The 21,859-nt window shown below is 69.5% G+C and carries 19 protein-coding genes and 1 tRNA gene; 8 read left to right on the forward strand and 12 right to left on the reverse strand.

Annotation, left to right across the window (positions count from 1 at the left end; translation table 11 throughout):
• The 5 genes from Vau01_RS18525 to Vau01_RS18545 form a co-directional block, all read right to left on the reverse strand.
• Nucleotides 1-1,780 (reverse strand): VirB4 family type IV secretion system protein (locus Vau01_RS18525; RefSeq protein WP_239151687.1); only part of this gene is annotated, 1,780 nt, incomplete at its 3' end.
• Nucleotides 1,777-2,754 carry a PrgI family protein gene (locus tag Vau01_RS18530; protein ID WP_203994166.1) on the reverse strand — a complete coding sequence of 326 codons (978 nt, stop codon included), beginning with the start codon at nucleotides 2,752-2,754 and terminating at the stop codon, nucleotides 1,777-1,779. The genes Vau01_RS18530 and Vau01_RS18525, both read right to left, overlap by 4 nt.
• 24 nt (nucleotides 2,755-2,778) lie before the next feature.
• Nucleotides 2,779-3,969 (reverse strand): TrbL/VirB6 family protein, encoded by a 1,191-nt coding sequence (locus Vau01_RS18535; RefSeq protein ID WP_203994169.1) that lies wholly within the window; start codon nucleotides 3,967-3,969, stop codon nucleotides 2,779-2,781.
• Nucleotide 3,970: 1 nt separating this feature from the next.
• The gene (locus tag Vau01_RS18540; RefSeq protein ID WP_239151688.1) at nucleotides 3,971-4,321 is read right to left on the reverse strand and encodes a pilin; all 351 of its coding nucleotides are present in this window, start codon (nucleotides 4,319-4,321) and stop codon (nucleotides 3,971-3,973) included.
• A 240-nt stretch (nucleotides 4,322-4,561) separates the two neighbouring features.
• On the reverse strand, nucleotides 4,562-5,368 hold the full coding sequence (locus tag Vau01_RS18545; RefSeq protein WP_203994171.1) for a hypothetical protein: 807 nt from the start codon (nucleotides 5,366-5,368) through the stop codon (nucleotides 4,562-4,564).
• A gap of 437 nt (nucleotides 5,369-5,805) precedes the next feature.
• On the opposite strand from Vau01_RS18545, the gene Vau01_RS18550 reads away from it, so the two are divergent.
• The gene (locus Vau01_RS18550; RefSeq protein ID WP_203994173.1) at nucleotides 5,806-6,735 is read left to right on the forward strand and encodes a DUF2637 domain-containing protein; all 930 of its coding nucleotides are present in this window, start codon (nucleotides 5,806-5,808) and stop codon (nucleotides 6,733-6,735) included.
• A 54-nt stretch (nucleotides 6,736-6,789) separates the two neighbouring features.
• On the opposite strand, the gene Vau01_RS18555 is transcribed toward Vau01_RS18550, so the two are convergent.
• Together Vau01_RS18555 and Vau01_RS18560 are read right to left on the reverse strand one after the other, a co-directional pair.
• Nucleotides 6,790-9,708, reverse strand: a complete 2,919-nt coding sequence (locus Vau01_RS18555; RefSeq protein ID WP_203994175.1) for a hypothetical protein — start codon at nucleotides 9,706-9,708, stop codon at nucleotides 6,790-6,792.
• Nucleotides 9,705-11,150, reverse strand: coding sequence for an AAA family ATPase (locus tag Vau01_RS18560; protein ID WP_203994177.1), 1,446 nt, complete (start codon nucleotides 11,148-11,150; stop codon nucleotides 9,705-9,707). The genes Vau01_RS18555 and Vau01_RS18560 overlap by 4 nt, the downstream gene beginning before the upstream one ends.
• Nucleotides 11,151-11,511: 361 nt before the next feature.
• Between Vau01_RS18560 and Vau01_RS18565 the strand changes: the two genes are divergently transcribed.
• The 3 genes from Vau01_RS18565 (at nucleotide 11,512) to Vau01_RS18575 (ending at nucleotide 15,045) form a co-directional block, all read left to right on the forward strand.
• A complete protein-coding gene (locus Vau01_RS18565; protein WP_203994179.1) occupies nucleotides 11,512-12,144 on the forward strand; it encodes a hypothetical protein in 633 nt (210 codons plus the stop codon).
• An 88-nt stretch (nucleotides 12,145-12,232) separates the two neighbouring features.
• Nucleotides 12,233-13,075 (forward strand): TRM11 family SAM-dependent methyltransferase, encoded by an 843-nt coding sequence (locus Vau01_RS18570; RefSeq protein WP_203994182.1) that lies wholly within the window; start codon nucleotides 12,233-12,235, stop codon nucleotides 13,073-13,075.
• A gap of 302 nt (nucleotides 13,076-13,377) precedes the next feature.
• Nucleotides 13,378-15,045, forward strand: a complete 1,668-nt coding sequence (locus Vau01_RS18575) for a recombinase family protein (RefSeq protein WP_203994185.1) — start codon at nucleotides 13,378-13,380, stop codon at nucleotides 15,043-15,045.
• Here the strand turns inward: Vau01_RS18575 and Vau01_RS18580 are convergent.
• Nucleotides 15,027-15,110, reverse strand: a tRNA-Leu gene (locus Vau01_RS18580). The genes Vau01_RS18575 and Vau01_RS18580 overlap by 19 nt on opposite strands.
• A 183-nt stretch (nucleotides 15,111-15,293) precedes the next feature.
• Complete coding sequence (locus tag Vau01_RS18585; protein WP_203994187.1) at nucleotides 15,294-15,437, reverse strand: GPGG-motif small membrane protein; 144 nt, start codon at nucleotides 15,435-15,437, stop codon at nucleotides 15,294-15,296.
• 146 nt (nucleotides 15,438-15,583) lie between these two features.
• Between Vau01_RS18585 and Vau01_RS18590 the strand changes: the two genes are divergently transcribed.
• The 3 genes from Vau01_RS18590 to Vau01_RS63415 all read left to right on the forward strand — a co-directional run bounded on the left by Vau01_RS18590 (nucleotide 15,584) and on the right by Vau01_RS63415 (nucleotide 18,892).
• Nucleotides 15,584-16,885: a M20/M25/M40 family metallo-hydrolase gene (locus tag Vau01_RS18590; RefSeq protein WP_203994189.1), complete on the forward strand. Its 1,302-nt coding sequence runs from the start codon at nucleotides 15,584-15,586 to the stop codon at nucleotides 16,883-16,885.
• Between the two features lie 33 nt (nucleotides 16,886-16,918).
• Nucleotides 16,919-17,614 (forward strand): hypothetical protein, encoded by a 696-nt coding sequence (locus Vau01_RS18595; RefSeq protein ID WP_203994191.1) that lies wholly within the window; start codon nucleotides 16,919-16,921, stop codon nucleotides 17,612-17,614.
• A 120-nt stretch (nucleotides 17,615-17,734) separates the two neighbouring features.
• Nucleotides 17,735-18,892 carry an exo-alpha-sialidase gene (locus Vau01_RS63415; protein ID WP_239151689.1) on the forward strand — a complete coding sequence of 386 codons (1,158 nt, stop codon included), beginning with the start codon at nucleotides 17,735-17,737 and terminating at the stop codon, nucleotides 18,890-18,892.
• A gap of 14 nt (nucleotides 18,893-18,906) precedes the next feature.
• On the opposite strand, the gene Vau01_RS18605 is transcribed toward Vau01_RS63415, so the two are convergent.
• Together Vau01_RS18605 and Vau01_RS18610 are read right to left on the reverse strand one after the other, a co-directional pair.
• Nucleotides 18,907-19,146: a hypothetical protein gene (locus Vau01_RS18605; RefSeq protein WP_203994193.1), complete on the reverse strand. Its 240-nt coding sequence runs from the start codon at nucleotides 19,144-19,146 to the stop codon at nucleotides 18,907-18,909.
• A 67-nt stretch (nucleotides 19,147-19,213) separates the two neighbouring features.
• Nucleotides 19,214-19,414, reverse strand: coding sequence for a DUF5703 family protein (locus tag Vau01_RS18610; RefSeq protein WP_203994195.1), 201 nt, complete (start codon nucleotides 19,412-19,414; stop codon nucleotides 19,214-19,216).
• A 156-nt stretch (nucleotides 19,415-19,570) separates the two neighbouring features.
• On the opposite strand from Vau01_RS18610, the gene Vau01_RS18615 reads away from it, so the two are divergent.
• Nucleotides 19,571-20,749, forward strand: a complete 1,179-nt coding sequence (locus tag Vau01_RS18615; RefSeq protein WP_203994197.1) for an RNA-guided endonuclease InsQ/TnpB family protein — start codon at nucleotides 19,571-19,573, stop codon at nucleotides 20,747-20,749.
• A 99-nt stretch (nucleotides 20,750-20,848) separates the two neighbouring features.
• Here the strand turns inward: Vau01_RS18615 and Vau01_RS18620 are convergent, their stop codons facing one another.
• Complete coding sequence (locus tag Vau01_RS18620) at nucleotides 20,849-21,817, reverse strand: aldo/keto reductase (protein ID WP_203994199.1); 969 nt, start codon at nucleotides 21,815-21,817, stop codon at nucleotides 20,849-20,851.
• Nucleotides 21,818-21,859 lie beyond the last annotated feature (42 nt).

Genomic DNA, 21,859 nt, shown 5'->3' on the forward strand with positions numbered 1-21,859 from the left:
TTACCGCAAGGGCGTGCTCGTCGGCGGAGGCCACGACGTCGAACCGGACGCGGTGCGAGCCGGCGACCAGGAGCGCTTCGCCTCGGCGAGCGGACAGCAACAGGTGCCGTTCGGCGTCGGTGAGCTGGAACGCGTCGGCGATGGCATCGATGGCTTGCGGGGCCTGCCGCATCAGCACCTGGGTGGCGCTGTTGGCGATGACCGCCCGGCCGAGGTCGGTGCCCAGCACATCGGCGGCGTCCTGGGTGATGACGGCCAGCCCGGCGCTGCGTTTGCGGGCGGCTTTGGCCATCTTGAACAGCCAGTTCGCGGCGGTGCCGTCACGCAGCATCGTCCACGCCTCGTCCACGACCACCAGCCGCGGACGCACCGCGTGTGGCCGGGCGCGCCGGCTTGTGGGTGGTGTGTCGATGGTTCGCCAGATGTGATCGAGGGCGAGCAGGGTGCCGATGGTCTTGACCTCGTCGGCGAGGTGCCGCAGGGACCAGACGACCAGATGCCCGTCGGGGCGGCCGGTTGTGGGTCCGTCGAAGAGATCCTTGAACGAGCCGGTGACCCACGGCGCGAGCCGGGCGGCGAGTCTGGTGGCCGCTGGGTCTTCGGCCGTCGCCAGGGTGGCGGCGAGGTCACGCAGGAGGGGTGCCGGCGTGTCCCAGGTGGCCGGATCGGCGGTGATTCCGGCCTGGTGGTAGGTGTCGATGATCGCCGTGTCCAGGGCGGCGGTCTCTTCCGGGCCGATGTCGGGGGTGCCGCGGTTGGGGCCGACGAGCACGGCGATGACGGTGTGCAGGAACAGCCACCGGCGGTTCAGGGCGACATCCCGGCGATCCCCGGCCGGGATGTCGAGCGGGTTGAGCCGTACGCCGGCGGCACCGAGCTGCACGACGGTCCCGCCGACCCGCTCGGCCAGGCGAACGTACTCGTCCTCGGGGTCGACGACCGCGACGTGGACGCCGTGGTACAGGTTGCGCAGCACTTCGAGTTTCACCAGGTACGACTTGCCGCTGCCGGATCGGGCCAGGACGACGGAGTTGTGGTTGTCCTGCGCCCAGCGGTCCCACATGACCACGCCGGAGGAGGCGAGGTTCAGCCCGTACAACACGCCGGTGGCCGATGCCGGTTCACCCGGAAGGCGGGCGGGCAGGTCCGGGCAGGCGAGCGGGAACGCGGCGGCCAGGGCGTGCGTGTCGAGGGTGCGGCGCATCCGGATCGCGTCGGTGCCCAGCGGCAGCGTGGAGACCCAGCCGTGCAGGTGCCGATGGGTGACCGGCTGAAGGTCCAGCAGCACCGAAGCTGCCGCGGCACGCACCTGCGCGCACGCCTCGATCAGCGCTTCGGCGCTGGCAGCGTGCACGGTGATGTACACGCCGGTCCGGAACAGCTTCGCCGCCCCACGGGCGACGCGGTCGGCCAGTTCGGCCGCGTCCTCCGCGGCGGCGTCGACGCCCGGATCGCCGAGCCTGCCCTTGTCGGCGTCGATGCGGCGCGAGGACTCCAACTTGGCGCGCTGGCGGCGTAGCTGGCCGGCCGCGGTGTCGGCCCGGACCGGCTCGACGTGGATGGCGACATCGAGGCGCCCCGGCCAGGACAGGATCGGCTCCAACCACGGTGCGCCGACGGTCGCCGGGTACCCGGTCACGGCGAACGTCGCGGCGTACCCCCATCCCAGGCGCAACGATCGTGCGCCGACCTCCACACTGTCCGGCCCGACCGCTGCCGCAACGGCGTGCGCTCCGGCGTGATCGGTGGTCAACGTCCGGACGGGTCGAGTGAATCTCACGGCTTCTCCTCGTCCGGTCCGGCGGTTATCACGGCATCGGGGATCGTTCGGCCGGTGCCGACGGTGCGCCACGGATCGCACGCGGCGGCGAGCGCGTCGGTCACCTGCCCGCCGTCGAGGACCCGGGTGGCTGCGCCGAGCCCGGTCAACGCCCGGGCGGTCTGCTCTGCGGCACGGCGGGCCACACCCGGGTCGGTGTGCGGCCCGACCTGGTGGGCGATGAGGACCCGCCGGTCGAGTGGGTCGCGGTCGGCGGCCAGGTCACGCAGAAACTGCGCGTAACCGGCGGCGGCATCGGCCAACGCGGAATGCGGCAACGCGTCCAGGCGGTCGTCGACCAACTGGGCGACGGTGTACAAGTCAACGCGGCGCGTGGAGATCACAATCTGCACCGGGCCCGACAGCGAGTTGAACCAGCGGCCCATGCCGGCGACGAGGGCGTGCTGCTCAACGACGGAGCGCAGGTCGAAGTTGACCGTGGTGGCTGCGGTGACCGCGATCCGGCCGCCGTCGACATCGACCGTTCCGTTCTCGCCAATGGCGTTCGCCGGCAGTCGTAGCGGTGCCATCGCCGTCCGGCCGTGGCGGTCATCGGTCGCGGCCGTGAGTCCGTCGGCGGTGGCCGTCCGCGGCACCGGTGCCCAACTGGGGACGGTCGGAGAGGCATCGGTTGCGGCGACCAGGCGTCGTGGTGCACGGCGGGCGGCGATGGCGGCGGCGATCCAGCGGTCCATGCTGATCCCGTCGCGACGCCCCAATGCGACCGCAGCGGCCAGCCCACCGACGGGCAGGGCAGCGGTCGCCAACACCACTGCCGGCACCGCCGGGGTCAGGATCTGAAAGGCAAGCCACAGCAGCACTCCGGCGGTGGCGACGATGGCGACCTGCCGGGCGGTCAGCCCGTACACAACGCGGTCCGGCGCGTCGAAATCAGCGGGAATTTTCGCCTCGACCGGCGGGGCGTCATAGCTCATCGGATGTTCCTCCGTCCACGGTGGTCATGCGGGGCCGACCGCGCGGCGGGTCGCCGGTGGAAGGGTCGGCCGGCCTTCCAACGCCTGCGGCGGCCGGCCCGGATGCGGTCGCGCGCTTGGCGATCGGTCTACCCAGACATGACCGCGGCGCGGCGGCTCGGCGTCGGCCCTCGGCGGCCGGGGTGGGTGGATGTGCAGGTGCTGGTGCAAGTGCTGGTGGTCGTTGGCGTGCATGTGGTTTGCCGGCGCTCGAGGTCCAGCGGCCGCGGCCGCACCGCGACGGCCCAGCAGCCGACCGCCACGAAAGCCGACCGCGCCGAGGAGCTGCTGTACGACCACGACACGGACGATGTTGGCGAGGACACTCCCGCCGCGTCCAAGGTCGCCACCGCCGACGATGCGGGCGACCCACTTCGGGATCCGAATGACCAGCCACAGCACGAAGCAGGTGATCAGGATGTTCAGCACGCCGGTGGGATCTTTCGGCAGACCCAGATCCGGCAGATTGGCGTCGCTGGACAGCAACGTCGCCACCGCCACGTTCAACGTGACCGCCTGGAGCACCTGCACCAACAGCACTCCGACCAGCGACCGCCACCAGAGCCGGGCCACCACCTCCGTGTACGGCAAGGCGTGGCACATCAGCGCGACCGGGGCGGTGCCCGCAACGACCAGCAGAACAGCAATGCGGCCCAACCAGGTGAAGACCAGCCCGATGAGCATCCACAGCGCGAGTTCACGCAACACGAGCGCCGCCACGAACATCGTCGAGTCGGTGGTGGAGCCGAGGATCACCCGGCGGATCTGGGTGAACGCGTCATCGGAGGTGAACCTGTCCCCGGACAGGGCGCCGGTCACAGCGTTCGCGCCGGTGATGGCCGCCCGCACCATGGGCGTTGCCATGTTCGCGGCCAGAAACCCGATCAGCATGCGCGGCAGCAGCTCCTTCAGCGAATACCGCTCCTGCACATTCCCGTGGGTCATCGCGATAACGCCCACGACCATGACGACGAGCACCATGAAACCGTTGGCGACCAGCAGCGCCCGACCGGACACGTAGGACACCTGCGGCAGCCCGGTGACATCAGGGCTGGAGAACACCGAGCCCGACAGCAACCCCAACACCCAATTCAGCGCGGCCTGGGTGGCCGAGGTCAACCAGTTCAAAATCGCCCCGCCCAGCGCGCCGATCAAGCCTGAGTACCAGCTGTCCATGTCAGGCGATCCCGAGAATGCCCTTGATGATCGCGACCAGGATCGGAGCGAGCGCGGCCAGCGCGTAGCCGAGACCGGCGGACTTGAACGCCGACTTGGCCTTCTCCACCTCACCCGGATCACCGCCGGCCATCACGTACCGGACCCCGCCAACGGTCGCGAAGAACGTGGCGATCGCGGCCAGGATGCCCATCAACCACCCCGTGGCGTTGTCCAGAATCGTCGTCAGTCGCTGGGTCGGATCAGGCTCAGCGGCAAAGGCCGGTGACCCGGCGGCGACCGACAAGGCCACGGTCATGGCGACCGCGGCCGCCATCCGGATCAGTCGGTGCCGGATGTTGCTACGTTTCATCGGATCTACCTCCACAGTTCGGCCGGACGGTCCTCACTCGGCGGGAGGGCGGCGTGGGAGCCCTTTCTCCCTTCCGTCGACGCGATCGGCTGCATGCGTGACCGTGTCCAGCCAGACCGCCCACCCCGCGAGCGAGACGGGACTCACCGACGCCTTGCGATGGATCCCGCACCCGGGAAGAGCGGCCGTGTGAGCCGGTGATTACCGGCCCGCCGACTCACATCGACCCACACCGGCTCATCAGTCCGAAGCGGACGGTGGAGACGCGGTCGCGCCGGGGAAAGGGCTACACGTCACGGTTCCGACCGCGATCGCGTCCCGCAGTCGACGCTCGGCGCGATGGCGGCGAACCACCACCGTGTTGGGCCGTTCGCCCAGCATCGATGCCACCTCGTCGACGGCGGCGCGCTCCAGCCGGGTCACCCCGATCAGCCACGCCTCCGCCCGCGAAAGCACCCCTGCCCGCACGGCGTCGAGCAGGACGAAGTCCGGATGCCCCCACGGCGTCTGCGGGGCGCAGGAGGCGAACTGCGACCAGACAACGCCCCGCGCCGCCGCGTCGTGGTACACCTGCTTCACCCCGGCCCGATGGGCCGCGCGGACCAGCCGGGCGCACAACGCCCGCGCCGTCACGTCCACCCGGTACAACTCCGCGACGAACCCCTCGGCCAGCGCGGACTCCACATCGTCGCGATCGCCGGCGGAATCCAGGGTGAGGGCACGAGCCTCACGACGGAGTCCCGGCATCGCCATTCCCAGGGCGACCACGAGCCATGTAGAGCGGTCACTACGTGCCCGGCGGATCAGCACCCGCCAGACCGCATCCCGCACCGCCAACGGCGTCTGCCGGCGCAGCAACAGATCCCGCAGCGGACGCAACAGAATCCGCCCGGGCGGTAGCTGCGTCCGAACGTCCTGAGGAACATCGCCGTCGAGATCCTCGCGGCGCAGGACGAGATTCGTCGGCTCGGTCGTCGCGGCAAGGAACACCTGCTGCGCCACCCGCAGCGCCGATGTCGTGTAGTCCGAACGCGAGCGTCGCGCCATCGTCGAACCCTCCTACAGTTGTCGGCCCGCGCTGGTCTGCGCTCGCGCGGGTCTGGGAGAGCCATCAAGGCACCGGCACCGTCACACCGGTCCCACACGAGCGGCGAGGTTGGGGAATCTGTAGCCCTTGGGATGCATCGATCCGCACAACCGAACACCGGGATGGAGAACATAACCACAGGTCAACCGTGGTGTCGCCCGATGTGACGTCGAGTCAGCGTGCAAGATCTCCAACGACGGCGGCGAGCTGCTCGGGAGACCTCATGTCCAGGACCTGCAATGTGATTGCGTGTGACTTCGTGTGATTCCTCGATCCCGGGCGGGCCTCACACGGACTCACATAGCTTGACCGTTGGCGGGTCCCGGCGGGCTATTACGAATAGTCCGGGCTCACCGGACCCAGCGCATACGCGAGTTCCGTGGGAGAGGGGGCAGCGATGGCGGGTGGAACCAGCGCAGCACGCAACGTCTCCGCCGGCGCGGTCGCCGCGATCGCGGCGTGGTCGTCGTACTCGCACATGGTCCACGTCGCGCTGGCCTTCGGCGAACGCCCCGAGGTCGCCTACGCGCTTCCGTTCAGCGTCGACGGCATGCTGATCGTCGCCAGCGTGGTGATGGTCGACGACAAGCGCCGCAGCCACCGCGTTCGCCCCATCGCACGCCTGGCATTTACCGCCGGCGTCCTCGCCTCCGTCGCGGCCAACATCGCCGCCGCCCAACCCAGCATCGGCGCCCGGATCGTGGCCGCCTGGCCAGCGGTGGCGCTCCTCCTGGTCGTGGAGATGCTGGCCCGGCCGACCGGTCCCTCCTCCGCGGAAGTTCCGCCGACGGCCGCCGCGGAAGTTCCGCCCGCAGCCGCCACGAACATCACACCGGCGGCAGTTACGATCGCCGCCGCACTACCACCCGCCGACGGTGCGGCGGAAGTTCTGGCCCGGCCAAACACCCACCTTCCGCCGGTCACCAACAGCCGCCTTGGCGCCGTGAACCTGATCGAGGCGGCGACAGGTGGCGGAGACTCCGCCGCCGTCCCGCCGCTCGCTGCCGTGGGGAAACCCACGGCCACGGCACGGAGCCGCCGCACCGCCGTCCTCTCGCCGCTCGGCGGAACAGTCGATGTTCCGCCGCAACTGCCGCCGGCCGAGGGCGCTGATGTCGAGACGGCGGAACCTGCGGGCACACCAATCGCCCGCCGCATGCTGAAGCCGTCACGCACGCACTCCCGGCTGCGTCGGCCCGCCGCCACCACCCGCCAACTTGCGCGTCAGATCATCGAAACAGAGCCGCATCTATCCCGTGCCGAGGTGGCCGCACGGCTGGGCGTGTCCACCCGCCGGCTCCGTGAAGTACTCGCCACTCCGACCTAGTTCCAGCCGACGAACGCTGCCGAGGCGACGTTGGCGCCCCCATCCGTCCCTTGATCAGGCGGTGGTGGTCTCGTATCGGGTCAGCTGGTGGCGGATGTGGGGGTCTCGCTCGGACAGCAGGTCGTCGATCAGGTTCAGGGCCGCAGTGCGCACGGCAGGCGTATCGGCGGAGGCATAGGCACGGACGGCCATGTCGGCCACCAAGTTCTGATGGGCCGGACGCCTGACCCGGCGCGGGCCGGGGCGCGCCTCGGCGGTCAGTAAGGGGCGGAGGGCGTCGATGATGGCCTCCGAGCCCAGCCGGTGCGATTTATCCAGGGCTTTGAGCACGGGCCAGGGATCGTCGACGTAGGCGGGGCTGGCCAGGAACGGCGGCAGGAGGGCCCGGCTGGTCGGGTCCGTCTCGGTGAAGGACCGGATCCAGTTGGCGGCTGCGCCGCGTACCGACGGATCCTCGTCGTGAAAGAGGTGGTCCAGCCACTCGGCGCACCATTCCCGTACCCGGGGGTTCTGGGCTGCGAAGAAGGCCGCGGCGACTTGGGCGACCCCCGCACGTGATTCCGGTGAGCGCCCGACCGTCCCGCTGAGTAAGGCGGCCGTCGCTCCGGATTCCAAGGCCATCAGGGCCGTCAGGCGACCGCCCGCCTCGCGGACGGCGGGGACTGGCGAGGTGACCATCCGGCGCACCACCCGCCGCAGGCGCGGCCCCGGGTCGGCCTTGAACCGGGCGATGCAGCGCTCGACGTACCGCGTGGCCAGCACGGCGTCGTGCGCCCGGCGCACGAGCATCTCGAGCAGTTCCCGAGCGAAGGTCTCATCGTGTTTCGCCACGGTGAGCACCGCGCGCGCGGCGCAAGCCCGCACAGCACCGACCCGGTCTGTGCACAGGCGTCGCAGGGTGTCGGCGAACAGCGGCAGGCGCTGCGGACGCGGCCAGAGGAGAGCACTGATCGTCTCGGCCGCGGCGCCGCGGACGCTGTTGATGCCCGCTGTCAGCGGATCCCCGCCGTCGTTCCTGTCGGCGGGCAGCCACGAGTCCTCGTGCGGGTCGGCGTCCTCAGTGGCGTACCAGCGGATAATCTCCAGCACGTCGTCCGGGATGTCCGTGTCGGCCAGACGGGCGAGCGGCCTGCCCATCCAGCGACCGCCCGGGCGGCCCGGGAGATCGTGGAGCCGTCGCAACGCCGCGTACAGGGCGTCGGCCTCTGCATCGCCGACGGAGTCGCCGACGGCGATCAGGATCGCGTCGGGATACGCCCGGTGCACGTCGTCCGGCATCCCGACCACCAGGCGCAGGAAGCGACCCGGATCGGTCCGTGCCACGTCCTGCAACACGGCGGACAGTTCGTGGGGACCGCCTTGCAGCCACCCTTCCCGTTCGTCGGAGTCGTAGCGCCGCATGGCACTGAGCCACTGCTCGTCCGTCATGCGCGCCGCGGCCGCCGGCTCGATCGGCGAGGGGACGAAGCCGAACTCTGCGCCCTGTGGGGGCCGGGGGTCCTCGCCGAACTTGCGCCGCAGCTCGTCGCGGCGCCGACGCGCGTCCGGCGACATGAGTGCGGGATCCAGGGCATCGAGGAGGACGAACTGCGCGGACCCTCGGGCCGTTCGCGTACGCGCCGACCTTTCCCAGTCGGGATAGAAGGCGAGGATCGACTCCTCCAAGGCGAGCCGCCGTCGTGGCGACAGCCGGGGATGGATCGCGCTGAGGAGCTCGTGCGTGACCCAGTACGCGCTGTCGATGTATCCGCACCGGTACCGCGCCGGGTCGGCCAAGAGGAAATCGAAGGCCCGATCCGCGTACCGGTCCGCGTTTCCGGCCCAGGTCCGATACAGCAGGAAGCGGGCGACTTCCAGGTCCGGCAACGCCACGAGGTCGGCCTCGTGGGGAAAGGAGTCCAGACCGGTCAGGGCATCGGCGAGGGCGACCAGCAGCGCGTCCACCGGATCCTCGACGGAACTCGAGATCGACGGCCACCAGCTGACCTCGGTGAAGGCCAGCATCGCCGCCACGTGGGGGAGCACGATCGACACGAACGCGTCGGGGTGACGGGATGCCATCGCCTGGAGGAAGTTTGTGACTGAGTGATGCCGTTCGACGACGGTTCCGAGCCTCGACCCGTGTTGAGCCGAAAGCGCGAACCACCGGGCAACGAACGCGGCTAGTACTGCGAGTCTGCCCTCGGCGTTGTCCTCGCCCTCGGTCAGGGAATAAAGGAACAAGTCGTCGACCAGCAGCCCGTTGTCGTCGAACAGGCCGCGGTCCAGCGCCGTGGCGATGAGTCGGCAGAAGGCCGGAGAGGAACCCGCCGGGGCCCGGTCGATGAGCAGGCGCAGTCTGTCCCGCCACGCCGGCTGGGGGAGGAGGGTCGTTAGAATCTCCGCGACCCGGTCGGCGTCCCATTTCAGGGCAGCATCGAGCATGGTCGCCGCCAGGTCCGGCCGGTCACCGGCGGCCCATCGCAGCACCACCCCGGTGGCATCCGCGTACGCGAACCATGCGGGCGTCGTGAGCACCTCCGCGACGGGGTCAGCGCTGACAATCCTCCAGAGCGCCGGTGTCGGCGCTGGATCCGAGGCCAGCACCGACAGTACGACGTCCTTGAGGTGATACCGGATACCGGGGTCGCCCAGGAGCTCAGAGATGGAACGTTCGTAGGCCGCACGGTCGGTGCCTCGCTGGTAGATGAGCACCTGCCGCACCAGCGAGCGATGCGAGAGATCCTGGTTGGTGTCCAGCAGGGCCGAGGCGAGGGGCCGCTCCGACTCCGCCCACGACCGCGCGATGACCTGGTCGAACAACGCCTCGTGCGAGAACCGGAGGTCGTTCCGCTCTCGGACCAGAACCCCGTCCCGAACGAGCTCCTCCACGACCGCCGACAGCGACTCGACCTCCCGCGCGTCGACCCCGTGGGCGCCGGTCTCCTTGGCCCGCTCCGCGATCAGCTTCAGCGCGCTCCACTTGGCGGTCACGTCCGCACCGCCCAATCCAGGTATCCGTCGATGAGCTCCTGCTCGGTGCCGAAGTCGAAGAGCTCCGCCGGCGGCACCTTGGTGAGGATCCGCAGGTTGCCCGGGACCCGAAGGATCGCGATCTGAACGTCGCCGAACTTCGACAGGTCGTGTCCTGCGGTGACGAGCGCGCCGGTCGCCTGCCCGCGCGACAGCAGTCCCACATCGAACCGGGCGGCGGGATCCGGCTCCGCCACCAGGCCGCGCAGCCGGGTGTCGGTGTCCAGATCCTCAGTACGGCACGAGACGAGGACGGCCAGGTTCGGATAGGCGGCTGCCTCGCGCAGCACCTCGCTCACCGCCCGGAACAACTCGACCGGCTTGTCCCGATTGACGCCGACGGAGTCCAACGAGTCGATCACCAGGACGCCCTGCCTGTTCCGCGCCACCGCGGCCAGCGCGGCAGCCGGGGGAGCGGCGAGTCCGAACGCCCGGCCGACCTCGGCGCTGGACGTCTCGCGCACGAGCCTCGTCACGTCGACGGTGAGAACCTCGGCGCCGGAGCGGACAAGGATGCCCGCTACCCCGGCTAGCACAGCGCTCTTGCCGCTGCCTTTCCCGCCGGTGACCAGCACCGACCGGGAGGATCCCAAGGACCGGACGATGTGCGGGATCTCGTCGCGCGGCAGGAACGAGGAGTTGACGAGGCTATTATCCACGCCGACGCGGAAGCGCTCCGTCGTCGCACGGACCTCGTCGGCCGAGGCGCCCGCCCCGCGCAGCGTCGTTCCGTCCTCGGCCAAGCGCCGGATCAGTTCCTCCCGGTCGAGCGGCCGATACAGGGATCCGCGGACGATCCTGAGGAGAGAGGCGATCGCATCCTTGGGGTCGCCGTCGAGGAAGGCGCCAGCGCGTTCACTCAGCCGCTCCTCGAGCGTCCAGGCGTCGAGGGTCCGCGTCCTGACGCGGTTGCGTAGCCAGGCCCACGCATCCTGGCCGGTGACGCGCCAGTGCTTGTGCTGGAGGTCGTTGAATGCGTCCGTCAGCTCCTGGCTCGACAGGAAGTGCGTGACGAAGTAGGCGAGCGAAGCACTTTCGGCGGCGTGGTCGCACAGCTTTCCGAGTGGGTGGGCGGCGTGCGCGGAGACGAAGACGCAGGTGGACCGCTCGTCGCCGGCGAGCTTGGCGCGGAAGTTGTCGAGCACGTGTTCGCTGTCCAGCGCGGGGAGCGTCCACTTCCCCGACTTTGAGTTCTGGTACTTCACCTGGTGCCACTCGCGTGTGTCGGGCCGGTCGACGAAGAACTCGAAGCCGACCCCGGCGGTGCCCGGCGGCTCCAGCGTGATCGACTCGGCCTGGCCGATCAGCAGGTCGATCAGCACGTACATGGTCCAGTGGTCTTCGTAGATTCCGCTGACCTTGGAAGCCCCGCCGCCGTGCAGAGCGACCTTCGAGGTCGTCATCGGCCACCTTCCGCGCGGACAACACGGCCAAGCACGGAGTGTAGCCGCCGAACCGGGGGCGGGCCTTGAACCCGGCCGCAGGACGTTTGGCGAGATTACGCCGAGCAACTCTGATGCGTGAAGTCGGCGCTTCGCGAGCGCTGCTTACTCACTGTGAGCTACTGGCGGGGGAGGGACCGACAGCGGCTGTTCGTGGGCGTGGCGGGCACAGACAGCATGTCAGTCCTTGAATCCGCCACGACGTTGGGCATCTCTAGCGTCGCCGGCCACGCCGCTGCCGCTGTCACACGGGATCACAGCTCGGCACCGTCGATGCCTCGCCGGTAATCGGTGACGGCGATCAGCTGCATTTCCTTGATGCATGCGTGACTGGCCAGCGCGGGAGCCGCAACCCGCCATGGATCGACACCACCAACAGCACGACTGTCTCGGCTCGCGACTCGACGACCACCTCGCCGACCGGCTGGCGCTGCCGGGCGAGGCCCGTCCCGCCATTTGGCGCGCCGCGCCAGCGCAGCAGCCCGGCTGCCTGTCCCCGCGACTGGCCCACCTGCTGCTCGACGACCAGACAAAGGTCGAGGACGTCGTTCTCGACATCGACGACGACATCGCCTTCGCGGCCACCGCGGCAGCGACTGGACGCCGTCACCACGCACTCGGCGGAGCCCACCACCTGGCGACGATGAGCCACGCCGCCGGCTACCTCGATCTGATCCTGTTGCACTGGCCCCGCCCCGCGGTCAACCCCCGGTGGCTGCTGACCGCATGCCGATCGCTGCTCGGCGTCGCCGGTCGTCTCGTGATCGCCGTCTCCGTCGACAACGGCCAGCGGATGGCGCACCTGACCGCGCTCGGTGGCGCAGCGGCCACGGCCGGGCTGAACAAGATCCGCCACATCGCCGCCCTCGACCCGGACGCGGCCACATGTGAGCATCCGCACGCCGACCTGCTCATCTTCGGTGTCCACGATGTCAAGACCGCCGACGATGGGTGACCACACCGGCGCGGCAAGCCGTTCGCCCAGCGGCCACACCCCCGACGCGGTCTTGGCCACGCCGCGCACAGCGGCCACACCCTGCTGGGTGTACACATCCACGACGCCACTACAAGCGGCGATCAGCGGCATCGGGCAGAGCCACGTCGGGCCAGCGGCCACAGTGTGGCCCACCGGCCAGGACAATGGCGCCTCCCAACGCGCCGGCAGGTACCTGCCGCAGACACAGTGCCACCCGCAGCGGACCCGTCCAGCCCTGGCCGCCACGGCAATCGAGCGGTACAGCCGCCCGGGGCAGACTGTGTTTGACCCGTTCGTCGGAAGCGGAACCACGGTGGTCGAAGCGGTCCATGTCGGCCGCCGCGCGATCGGCGTCGACATTGACCCGCGATGGGTCGAGCTGACCGAACGTAACCTCCACCATGCCCGCCAGCACGGCGCCACCGGCGCGGCCATGATCCTGCGCGGCGACGCCCGCCACCTTCAACCGGTGCCGCGACGGCTGCGCGGCACCGTCGACCTGGTCCTGACCACGCCACCCGCCCGGCTGAACGCATCTGGCCACTCGGGGCGACGGTGGAGCAACGCCGACCTCGTCGGTCAGATGGAGACCGACCTCAAGTTGTCATTCGCCTGCTGGATCCCGCTGCTGCGCTCGGGCACAACCATCGTGCTGACCAGCCGGCTGCTGCACCGCGGGCACCAGATGCTGGACCTCACCGTGCCGATCGCGTATGCCGCCGAGTGGGCCGGGCTCGCCCTCGTCGAACGCATTGCCGCCCTACACGTCCCCATCAGCGACACCAGACGCGCGCGACGCCCGATTACCCGTAACCGGCGACGCCTCTCGCGACCGCGGGTCATCCACGACGACGTCCTCGTTTACCGCGTCCCGGACGTGCTGCCCACCTGGTGGCGAGGCCGCCGATGACCAGCGGCACCGTCCGACAACCGCCGAACAACGCCGCACCAAACCACACCGCACTGGCCCTGACAGCGAGCTGCAAGGTATTAGGCTCGAAGAGACCGTGACTGCTGGTCAAGAGGCCAACTATGGTGGCGGCCCTCCCGCTGCCACCGGCAATCCCACGCCTGCCGAAGAGATCCGAGTGCGGCTGCCGTCGGCGACGCCCGACCTCACGACCGGTGCCGCACGTGCACTACTTCGGATCTTGCTCAGCGCGGCCCGGCGGCACGGGGACGAACAGGACCGATCTGCTGAGGAGTGAAGCTGTGGACTTCGCCTTCTACGGTCGCGTGTCGACCGAGGACAACCAGGACCCGGAGTCCTCGCGCGGCTGGCAACTGACCCGAGCCCGGGCCTTGGTCGAGCCGCGCGGCGGCCAGATCGTGACCGAGTTCTTCGACATCGGCCAGACCCGTGCATTGCCGTGGCAGCGGCGTCCCGACGCCTCCCGCCTCCTGGCGGCGTTGCGGAATCGTGATCGTGGGTTCGACGCGGTGGTCATCGGGGAGCCGCACCGGGCGTTCTACGGCAACCAGTTCGGCCTGACCGCGCCGCTGTTCCAGCACTACGGCGTGGCCCTGTGGGTGCCCGAGATCGGCGGCCCGATCGACCCGGAAAACGAGGCGCACGAGCTGGTCATGTCCGTCTTCGGCGGGATGAGCAAGGGCGAACGCAGCCGGGTCAAGGTCCGGGTCCGCACCGCGATGGCGGCGCAGACCGAACTGGAAGGCCGGTTCCTCGGCGGCCGCCCGCCGTACGGATACACCCTCGCCGACCTCGGCCCGCACCCGAACCCGGCCAAGGCAGCCGAGGGACGCCGACTGCACGGCCTGACCCCGGATCCCGCCACCGCTCCAGTCGTGCAGCGGATCTTCACCGAGTTCCTGACCGGGAACGGGCTGTATGTCATCGCCGAAGGGCTCACCCGTGACGGGATCGCGTGCCCGTCGGCGTACGACCGGGCACGAAACCGGCACCGGTCGGGGATCGCCTGGTCCAAGAGCGCGGTGCGGGTGATCCTGACCAACCCGCGCTACACCGGCCGGCAGGTGTGGAACAAGCAGCGCACCGACGAGATCCTCCTCGACGTTGACGACGTCGCCCTCGGCCACACCAACGTCATGCGGTGGAACTCGCCGGACAGTTGGATCCGCTCGCGTGAGCTGGTTCACGAGCCGCTGATCGACGAGGACACCTTCGATCACGCCCAGCAGATCCTGACCCGGCGCGGCACCCGGCTGGGCAGCCCGCGGGGACCGCGCCGGAGCCGCCACCCGTACGTATTCAAGGGCGCCGTCTACGACGCCGTGTGCGGGCGGAAGATGCAGGGGCAGCACTCCCACGGCGTGGCCTACTACCGGTGCCGGTTCCCGCAGGAGTACGCCCTGGCCAACCGGATCGAGCACCCCCGCAACGTCATCCTGCGCGAAGACCTCCTCGTCCCGCACCTCGACGGCTGGCTTGCCGGGCTGTTCAGCCCGAACCACCGACAGGACACTATCGATCAGCTCACCGCCGCCCAGGACGAGCCCGATCAACCGGACTCGGCCGCCACGACCGCCGCCGCCGTGCTGCGCGACTGCGACGCGAAACTTGCCCGCTACCGCGCCGCCCTCGACGCCGGCGCCGACCCGGCAGTCGTGACCGGCTGGATCAGCCAGGTCCAGGCCGAACGGAAAGCGGCAGAAGCGCTACTGAGCGGCACGAGCCCCGGCAAGAGCAGCCGGCGGATGACCGCCGAGGAGATCGCGACCCTGGTCGGCCAACTCGGCGACATCCTGGCCGTCCTCGCTCAGGCGGACCCGGCCGACAAGGCCGAGGTCTACCGCCAACTCGGCCTGCGCCTCAACTGGCATCACGAAACACAAACGGCGCACGCGGAGATCGATCCGCTGCGCCGTTGGGAAAAGGTTTGTGTCCGAGGGGGGACTTGAACCCCCACACCCTATACGGGCACTAGCACCTCAAGCTAGCGCGTCTGCCATTCCGCCACTCGGACTTGGTGTGACCACCCGGGTCACGCCGCGCGATTACTGTACATGGCCCCCCGCCCTCTTCGCACGGTGGTTCCCCCCATGCGAACGAGGCAAGATCAAGAGGGAAAAAAGTGGCCCCGGGGGTACCGGGGCCACTCCTGCTCGGGGGCGCCGTCACGAGGGGGATTCGTGCGGCGCCCGGTTGGTTAGGTGAAGATGCTGACCCCGCCGGGCCCTACCAGCAGCCCGACGATGATGAGCACGATGCCCCAGAGGAGCTGGCCGCGGACGATCGAAACGATGCCGGCGACCACGAGAACAACTGCCAGGATCCACAGCAGGAAACTCATGGTCGCGGAGGTACCCAGGCGAATCCATGAATAAACGGGAGCGCTTCCGCTCAAGGTCGAATGGGACCGGCGCCACAGCCACACGGCGGCCACACAACCAGGCCACCCGCGGCACGCACGATCGTCACCCACCATAGAGTGAGGGCATGACCGGCACCGACGAGGTCGTTCGCATCTGTCGCGACCTGCTGCGCATCGATACCACCAACACCGGTGATCTTGCCACCACAGCCGGTGAGCGGGTGGCGGCGGAGTACGTGGCGGCGCAGCTCGACGAGGTCGGGATCGAGTCGCAACTCCGGGAGGCGGCGCCGGGCCGCACCAGCCTGATCGCGCGGATCGAGGGGACCGACCCCACCCGGCCGGCGCTGCTGGTCCACGGTCACCTCGACGTGGTCCCCGCCGACAAGAGCGAGTGGAGCGTCGACCCCTTCGCGGGGGAGGAGAAGGACGGCTTCCTCTGGGGCCGGGGCGCGATCGACATGAAGGACTTCGACGCGATGATGCTGGCCGTCGCGCGTCAGTGGGCGCGGGAGGGCAAGCGGCCGACACGGGACATCGTGTTGGCCTTTCTCGCCGACGAGGAGGCGGGCGGCAACTACGGCGCCGGCTACCTGGTCGACACCGAGCCGGAGCTGTTCGAGGGGTGCACGGAGGCGATCGGCGAGGTCGGCGGGTTCTCGCTCTCGATCAGCGCCGAGAAGCGGCTGTATCTCATCGAGACCGCGGAGAAGGGCATCGACTGGCTGCGCCTCAAGGCGAAGGGGCGCCCCGGGCACGGGTCGATGATCCACGACGACAACGCGATCACCGCGCTGAGCGAGGCCGTGGCGCGGGTCGGCCGCCATCGGTTCCCGGTCGTGCTGACGCCGACGGTCCGGGCATTTCTGGACGAGGTGGGCGAGGCGCTGGGCATCGAGGTCGACCACGACGACCCGGAGTTGACGATCTCGAAGCTGGGCCCGCTCGCCGCGATGATCGGTGCCACGATCCGCAACACCGCGAACCCGACCCGCTTCGACGCGGGGTACAAGGACAACGTCATCCCGAGCCAGGCGACGGCGGTGGTCGACTGCCGCACGCTGCCCGGCCAGGCCGACATCTTCCGGGAGCAGTTGCGGGCCGTGATCGGCCCCGACATCGAGATCGAGACCGGTCACCTCCACCCGGCCGTCGAGACCACGTTCGACGGCCCGCTGGTGGAGGCGATGAAGGCCGCGTTGCGTGCGGAGGATCCCGGCGCGCACCCGGTGCCGTACATGTTGTCGGGTGGCACCGACGCCAAGTCGTTCAGCCGGTTGGGCATCCGCTGCTTCGGGTTCTCCCCGTTGCGGCTGCCCGCCGACCTGAATTTCAGCGCGCTGTTTCACGGCATTGACGAGCGCGTACCCGTCGACGGACTAAAGTTCGGCGTGCGGGTACTCGACCGCTTCCTGACCGCCTGCTGAAGTTCCCCGATCTTCGCGAGAGGAAGCTCAACCATGACCGACCGGCACGCCGAACTGGATGCCGCTCTTGAGCGCATGATCACGGCTGCCCGCGATCACCTGGCCGCGGTGCGCGCCGCCGACGGCCGCGCCGACGACGACGAGGTGTGGCGGGCGTACGTCGAGCTCAACAACGCCTCGTTCGAGTACGACGAGCAGTTGCTCGACGCGTTCGGCGAGGTCACGCCGTGGGACGTCCAGCCGATCGACCCGAACGAGGCCGACAAGCAGTTCGGCTTCGGGGTCGGTGCCGGTGGGTCCGACGACGAGTACGAGCACGTGATCTCGGTGCGTCAGCGGCGTGACTACCGGGTACCGAGCGTGGCGGCGCTGCTGCGGGCGGCGGAGAGCGCCCGGCAGACCAGCCAGCAGGGCTCCGACGAGCCTGTGGCGGCGGTGGAGACGGTCGGCGAGGCGGTCCTCGAGCTGATGCAGGCCGCCGACGTGTCGCTGGGCGCGCTCGACATCCCCGAGCTGGAGTCGCTCGACGGGGTGGTCGTGGTGGCCGAGGTCGGGCAGCCGCTGGATCCCGAGGCGTACGACGAGACCGACGGCACCGGGCCGTTCGCGCTGGACACCGGCGACCGGCTGGTCGACCGGCTCGACGAGCACGCGAGCATCGGTTTCGACGACGAGGACGAGGAAGAAGACGAGGACGAGGAAGAGGACGCCTCCCAGGCGACCCACTGAGCCGCGCTCACCGCGTCCCAGATAAAGATCTTTCCGAAGACCGCCGGCCTGCCCGGCGGTCTTCCGTCTGTGGCACACTGCCCCTCACATATCGATCCTTGTCGAAACGGGGGACTCAGGATGCGTTATGGACGGCTGCGCCGTGCCGTGCTGGCGGCGGCGCTCACGATCGGAATGCTGGGCGTCGCGGCGCCCGCCGACGCGGCGGTGACGCGGATCGGGAAGATCTACCAGGAACCGTCGCCGTACGAGGCGCGCTTCCCTGACCTGCTGAAACTCGACGACGGCCGGATCATGGCCGTCTGGTACCGGGCGGCCGAGCACCAGGGGACGATCGGGACGGTCCAGGTCGCCTTCGACAACCGCGACAACGGACGCTCGTGGCCGGTGCGCCATAACGCGCTGGCCGACATGGCGCCGATGAGCGGCAAGGACATGCGCGACCCGAAGCTCGGGAAGATGCACGACGGCAGGGTCCTGCTGAGCTGGTTCGTGCCCGGCGACGGGGTGTACACCGCCGTGTGGCGGCCGGGCGACAGCTACTTCGGCACGCCGCAGAAGCTGGTCGTGCCCGGCCTCGCCGGCACGCCGGCCGAGCACGGCGGGATCGTCGCGCTCGAGGGCGGCAACCAGGTGCTGATCCCGTTCTACACGGGCAACGGCAACGCCTACGTCGCCCGGGCCAACTACCAGGGGACGGCGTCGCACGCGCTGCCGGTCAACGCGTTCTGGGCGCTGGAGACCACCTCGCGGGCCGCCGACGGCCTCAACGAGATGTGGTTCGAGCCGAGCCTCGTGCAGTACGGCGACACGCTGCTCGTGGTCGTGCGGCACGAGCGGTGGTCGCCCACCGACACCTCGGTCCGGCGGGGAGCACCCGCCCGCGTGATCACCTGGAGCGCGTCGACCGACACGCCGACGTTCACCCGGGCCGACTGGAACGTCCAGGCGAACTCGCACCACCTGCTGAAGACCGCCGACGGGCGGCTGCTGTTCACCTTCGGCAACAAGGGCGTGACCTACCGGCCCACGTACGGCACGCTGATCGGCAACCCGACCCAGTTGCCGTGGCGGCAGCCGTCGGCCGGGCAGAAGGTGGTGCCGATCTACAACTCGGGCTTCGGCGACCAGGGGAACCCGTCGAGCGTGGAGACGACGCCGGGCGTGTTCATCACCGCGGCGTACAACGCCAAGAAGTACGCGTCGAGCGAGGGGACCGGCACCTCACCGAGCGGTGGCAGTCTGTGGCTGCTGGAGAGCCGGAACGCCGACTACTGAGGCCGCAACGCGGCTCAGGTGCAGAACGGGCTCATGGGCGCGTCGGGAGCGATCACGGCGCGCCCCGCGTACTGGCGGCGCATCGCGCTGACCTCGTCGCTGGTCAGCTCGGCGAGCAGCAGGTGCGGCTCGATGCGGCGGGCGTGGCGGTGGGCGACGACCTCGGCGAGCACGGTGTCGTCGCGGGAGGCGATCACGTACGTAAGCGGACCGCAGTCGGTGAGGTGCCCGACCGAAGGTTGTCGCCACGTCATGGCTACGCAAGATATTCTCGCGACTACCCATTGTGCAAGAGGGTGCGCGGAAAGCGTTGGTAAAGATTCAGATGGAGAGACCGGGCTGCAGCTCCGGCTGACCGGGTGCGATGCGCCGCCGCATCATCACCTTGCGGGTTCCGTCGCGGTAGAGCTGGACCCGCGCCAGCTCCCATCCCGCGTACTCGGCCTGGAGCGTCAGCTGCGCCGTGGCGGTCAACCGGTCGACATTCGCTGGTAACCGCAACGGCGCGTACTCGTAATCCACCGGCTGCCTCCATGGGCGGTCGATTGTGGGCTATGGACAAATTCGCGGCCGCGAGCGGCGTGGCCTGTATCGGTGAAATGTGCGGTTCCCGTATGGTCGGCGCGTGGCGCGCGGACCGCAACTTGCCGCACAGACGACAACTACGGCGAGGCTGGGGTGAGGCGTCGCTACAAGTTCCTGCTGCGCCCAACCTCGAAGCAGGCGACGGCGCTCGCCGCGTGTGTGGAGGACCATCGGCTGCTGTACAACGCCGCGCTGGAGGAGCGCCGCGAAGCGTGGCGCCGTGCGCGAAAGGGAATTTTGTACGGAAGTCAGTCGAAGCAACTCAAAGACATCCGCAGCGCTGACCCGCAGGGGCAGGGTCGCTGGTCGTTCTCGTCCCAGCAGGCCACGCTGCGTCGCCTGGACAGAGCGTTCCAGGCGTTCTTCCGGCGTATCAAGACAGGCCGGAAACCCGGCTATCCGCGGTTCAAGGGTGGCGGCCGTTTCGACACGGTCGAATGGCCGAAAGACGGTGACGGTTGCCGATGGAACTCGACCTCCGACTCCGCTGCCCGCAGCGACCGCACCCGCGTCTACCTGCGAGGCATCGGTCACGTTCGGGTGCATGCCCATCGCAAGATTGCCGGGACCGTGAAGACCGTCAGCGCCAAACGGGAAGGGCGCCGCTGGTACCTCGTACTGTCGTGTGATCACGTACCCGCGGATCCCCTGCCGCCCGCCGGTAGCACTGTCGGGATCGACATGGGAGTGGCGTCGTTCCTCACCACCTCTGAAGGTGCGCAAGTCCCCAATCCGCGACCGGGCCGGTGTTCCGCCGGACGACTCACCGCTGCGCAGCAGGCTCTCGCCCGGTGCGCGCGGTACTCGAACAGGCGGAGGAGAATCGTCGCCCGGGTCGCTGCGTTGCATGCGGCGGTCCGCCGCAGACGGCTGGACCACGCGCACAAGACCGCCGTATGGCTCGTGCGCAACCATGACTTGATCTTCCACGAAGAACTTCGCATCACCAACATGACCCGCTCGGCGGCCGGCACCCTCGAAGAACCGGGCACGAACGTGGCTCAGAAGTCCGGGTTGAACCGGAGCATCCTCGATGCGGGTTGGGGGGTGTTCCTCGCTGTGCTGCACGCCAAGGCTGAGAGTGCCGGACGTGTCATTGTCGGGGTCGACCCCCGCAACACGTCCCGCACCTGTCCCGATTGTGGGCACTGTGCTGCGGGCAACCGTGTCACCCAGGCCAGTTTTGTCTGCCTCGCCTGCGGGTTCGCCAGGCACGCAGACATTGTCGCCGCAACCAACATCCTCAGGGCAGGGCTTGCCCTTCAGACCTGACGAACGGTCTGAGAAACTGACGACATCAGGCGTCAGAGGAGTCACTTTCCGATATTGCCGCGCGTCGGCGCCTAAAACCAGTCCTGATCCCGCACGAATCTACAGCTCACGCTCGGGATAGCCGCCGTAGGGGAGCGACACGTCGTCGAGCGCGGCGCGGATCTCGGCGGGCAGGTCCAGCCGTTCCGACGCCAGCGATCCGACCAGTTGAGCGGCGGTGCGGGCGCCGAGAATCACCGAGCTGACGCCGGGCCGGTCGCGGACCCAGGCCAACGCGACCGCGAGCGGGGCCACGCACAGCCCGTCGGCGGCCGTGGAGACGGCCTCCACGATCCCGCCGCAACGCGCGTCCAGGTAGGGGGCGGTGAAGCCCTCGAAATGCGGCGACGCGGCCCGCGAGTCGGCCGGGACGCCGTACCGGTACTTGCCGGTGAGCACCCCGCGCCCGAGCGGCGACCAGGCGAGCACGCCGAGCCCCAGCGCCGCGCAGGCCGGCAGCACCTCCCGCTCGATCTCCCGCTCGACGAGCGAGTACTCGACCTGGCTGGAGATCAGCGGGGTGCGTCCGGCGCACGTCTGCATCGTGGCGGCGTGGGCGGTCTGCCAGCCGGCGTAGTTCGACACGCCGACGTAGCGGGTCCGGCCGGACGACACGGCATAGTCCATAGCGGACAAAGTTTCCTCAAGCGGCGTGTCCGGGTCAAAACCGTGCACTTGCCACAAGTCGACGTAGTCGGTGTCCAGTCGGGCGAGCGACGCGTCCAGCGCCCGCAGCAGGTGTCCCCGCGAGGCGTCGCGCCGCCGCCGGTGCCCGGGCCGCAGGCCGGCCTTGGTGGCGATCACCAGTTCGTCGCGGGGGAGCAGGCGGTGCAGCAGGCTGCCCAGGACGGCCTCGGCGTCGCCGTCGGCATAGACGTCGGCCGTGTCGATCAACGTGCCGCCGGCGTCGGCGAACGTCTTGAGTTGCTCCGCCGCGTCGTCGGTGTCGGTGTCGCGGCCCCAGGTCATCGTGCCCAGCGCGAGCCGGGAGACCGTCAGCCCGCTTCGGCCGAGCGGTCGCTGTTGCATGAGCCACAGGATAGGGCCACTTAAGGTCACAACCACGTACCA

The organism is Virgisporangium aurantiacum (assembly GCF_016863635.1).
Taxonomy (GTDB): domain Bacteria; phylum Actinomycetota; class Actinomycetes; order Mycobacteriales; family Micromonosporaceae; genus Virgisporangium; species Virgisporangium aurantiacum.

Coding starts and splice junctions, on each gene's coding strand:
- Vau01_RS18530 (WP_203994166.1), bottom strand. CDS start 2,754: ATGAGCTATGACGCCCCGCCGGTCGAGGCGAAAATTCCCGCTGATTTC.
- Vau01_RS18535 (WP_203994169.1), bottom strand. CDS start 3,969: ATGGACAGCTGGTACTCAGGCTTGATCGGCGCGCTGGGCGGGGCGATT.
- Vau01_RS18540 (WP_239151688.1), bottom strand. CDS start 4,321: ATGAAACGTAGCAACATCCGGCACCGACTGATCCGGATGGCGGCCGCG.
- Vau01_RS18545 (WP_203994171.1), bottom strand. CDS start 5,368: ATGGCGCGACGCTCGCGTTCGGACTACACGACATCGGCGCTGCGGGTG.
- Vau01_RS18550 (WP_203994173.1), top strand. CDS start 5,806: ATGGCGGGTGGAACCAGCGCAGCACGCAACGTCTCCGCCGGCGCGGTC.
- Vau01_RS18560 (WP_203994177.1), bottom strand. CDS start 11,150: ATGACGACCTCGAAGGTCGCTCTGCACGGCGGCGGGGCTTCCAAGGTC.
- Vau01_RS18565 (WP_203994179.1), top strand. CDS start 11,512: ATGCGTGACTGGCCAGCGCGGGAGCCGCAACCCGCCATGGATCGACAC.
- Vau01_RS18585 (WP_203994187.1), bottom strand. CDS start 15,437: ATGAGTTTCCTGCTGTGGATCCTGGCAGTTGTTCTCGTGGTCGCCGGC.
- Vau01_RS18590 (WP_203994189.1), top strand. CDS start 15,584: ATGACCGGCACCGACGAGGTCGTTCGCATCTGTCGCGACCTGCTGCGC.
- Vau01_RS18595 (WP_203994191.1), top strand. CDS start 16,919: ATGACCGACCGGCACGCCGAACTGGATGCCGCTCTTGAGCGCATGATC.
- Vau01_RS63415 (WP_239151689.1), top strand. CDS start 17,735: ATGCGTTATGGACGGCTGCGCCGTGCCGTGCTGGCGGCGGCGCTCACG.
- Vau01_RS18605 (WP_203994193.1), bottom strand. CDS start 19,146: ATGACGTGGCGACAACCTTCGGTCGGGCACCTCACCGACTGCGGTCCG.
- Vau01_RS18620 (WP_203994199.1), bottom strand. CDS start 21,817: ATGCAACAGCGACCGCTCGGCCGAAGCGGGCTGACGGTCTCCCGGCTC.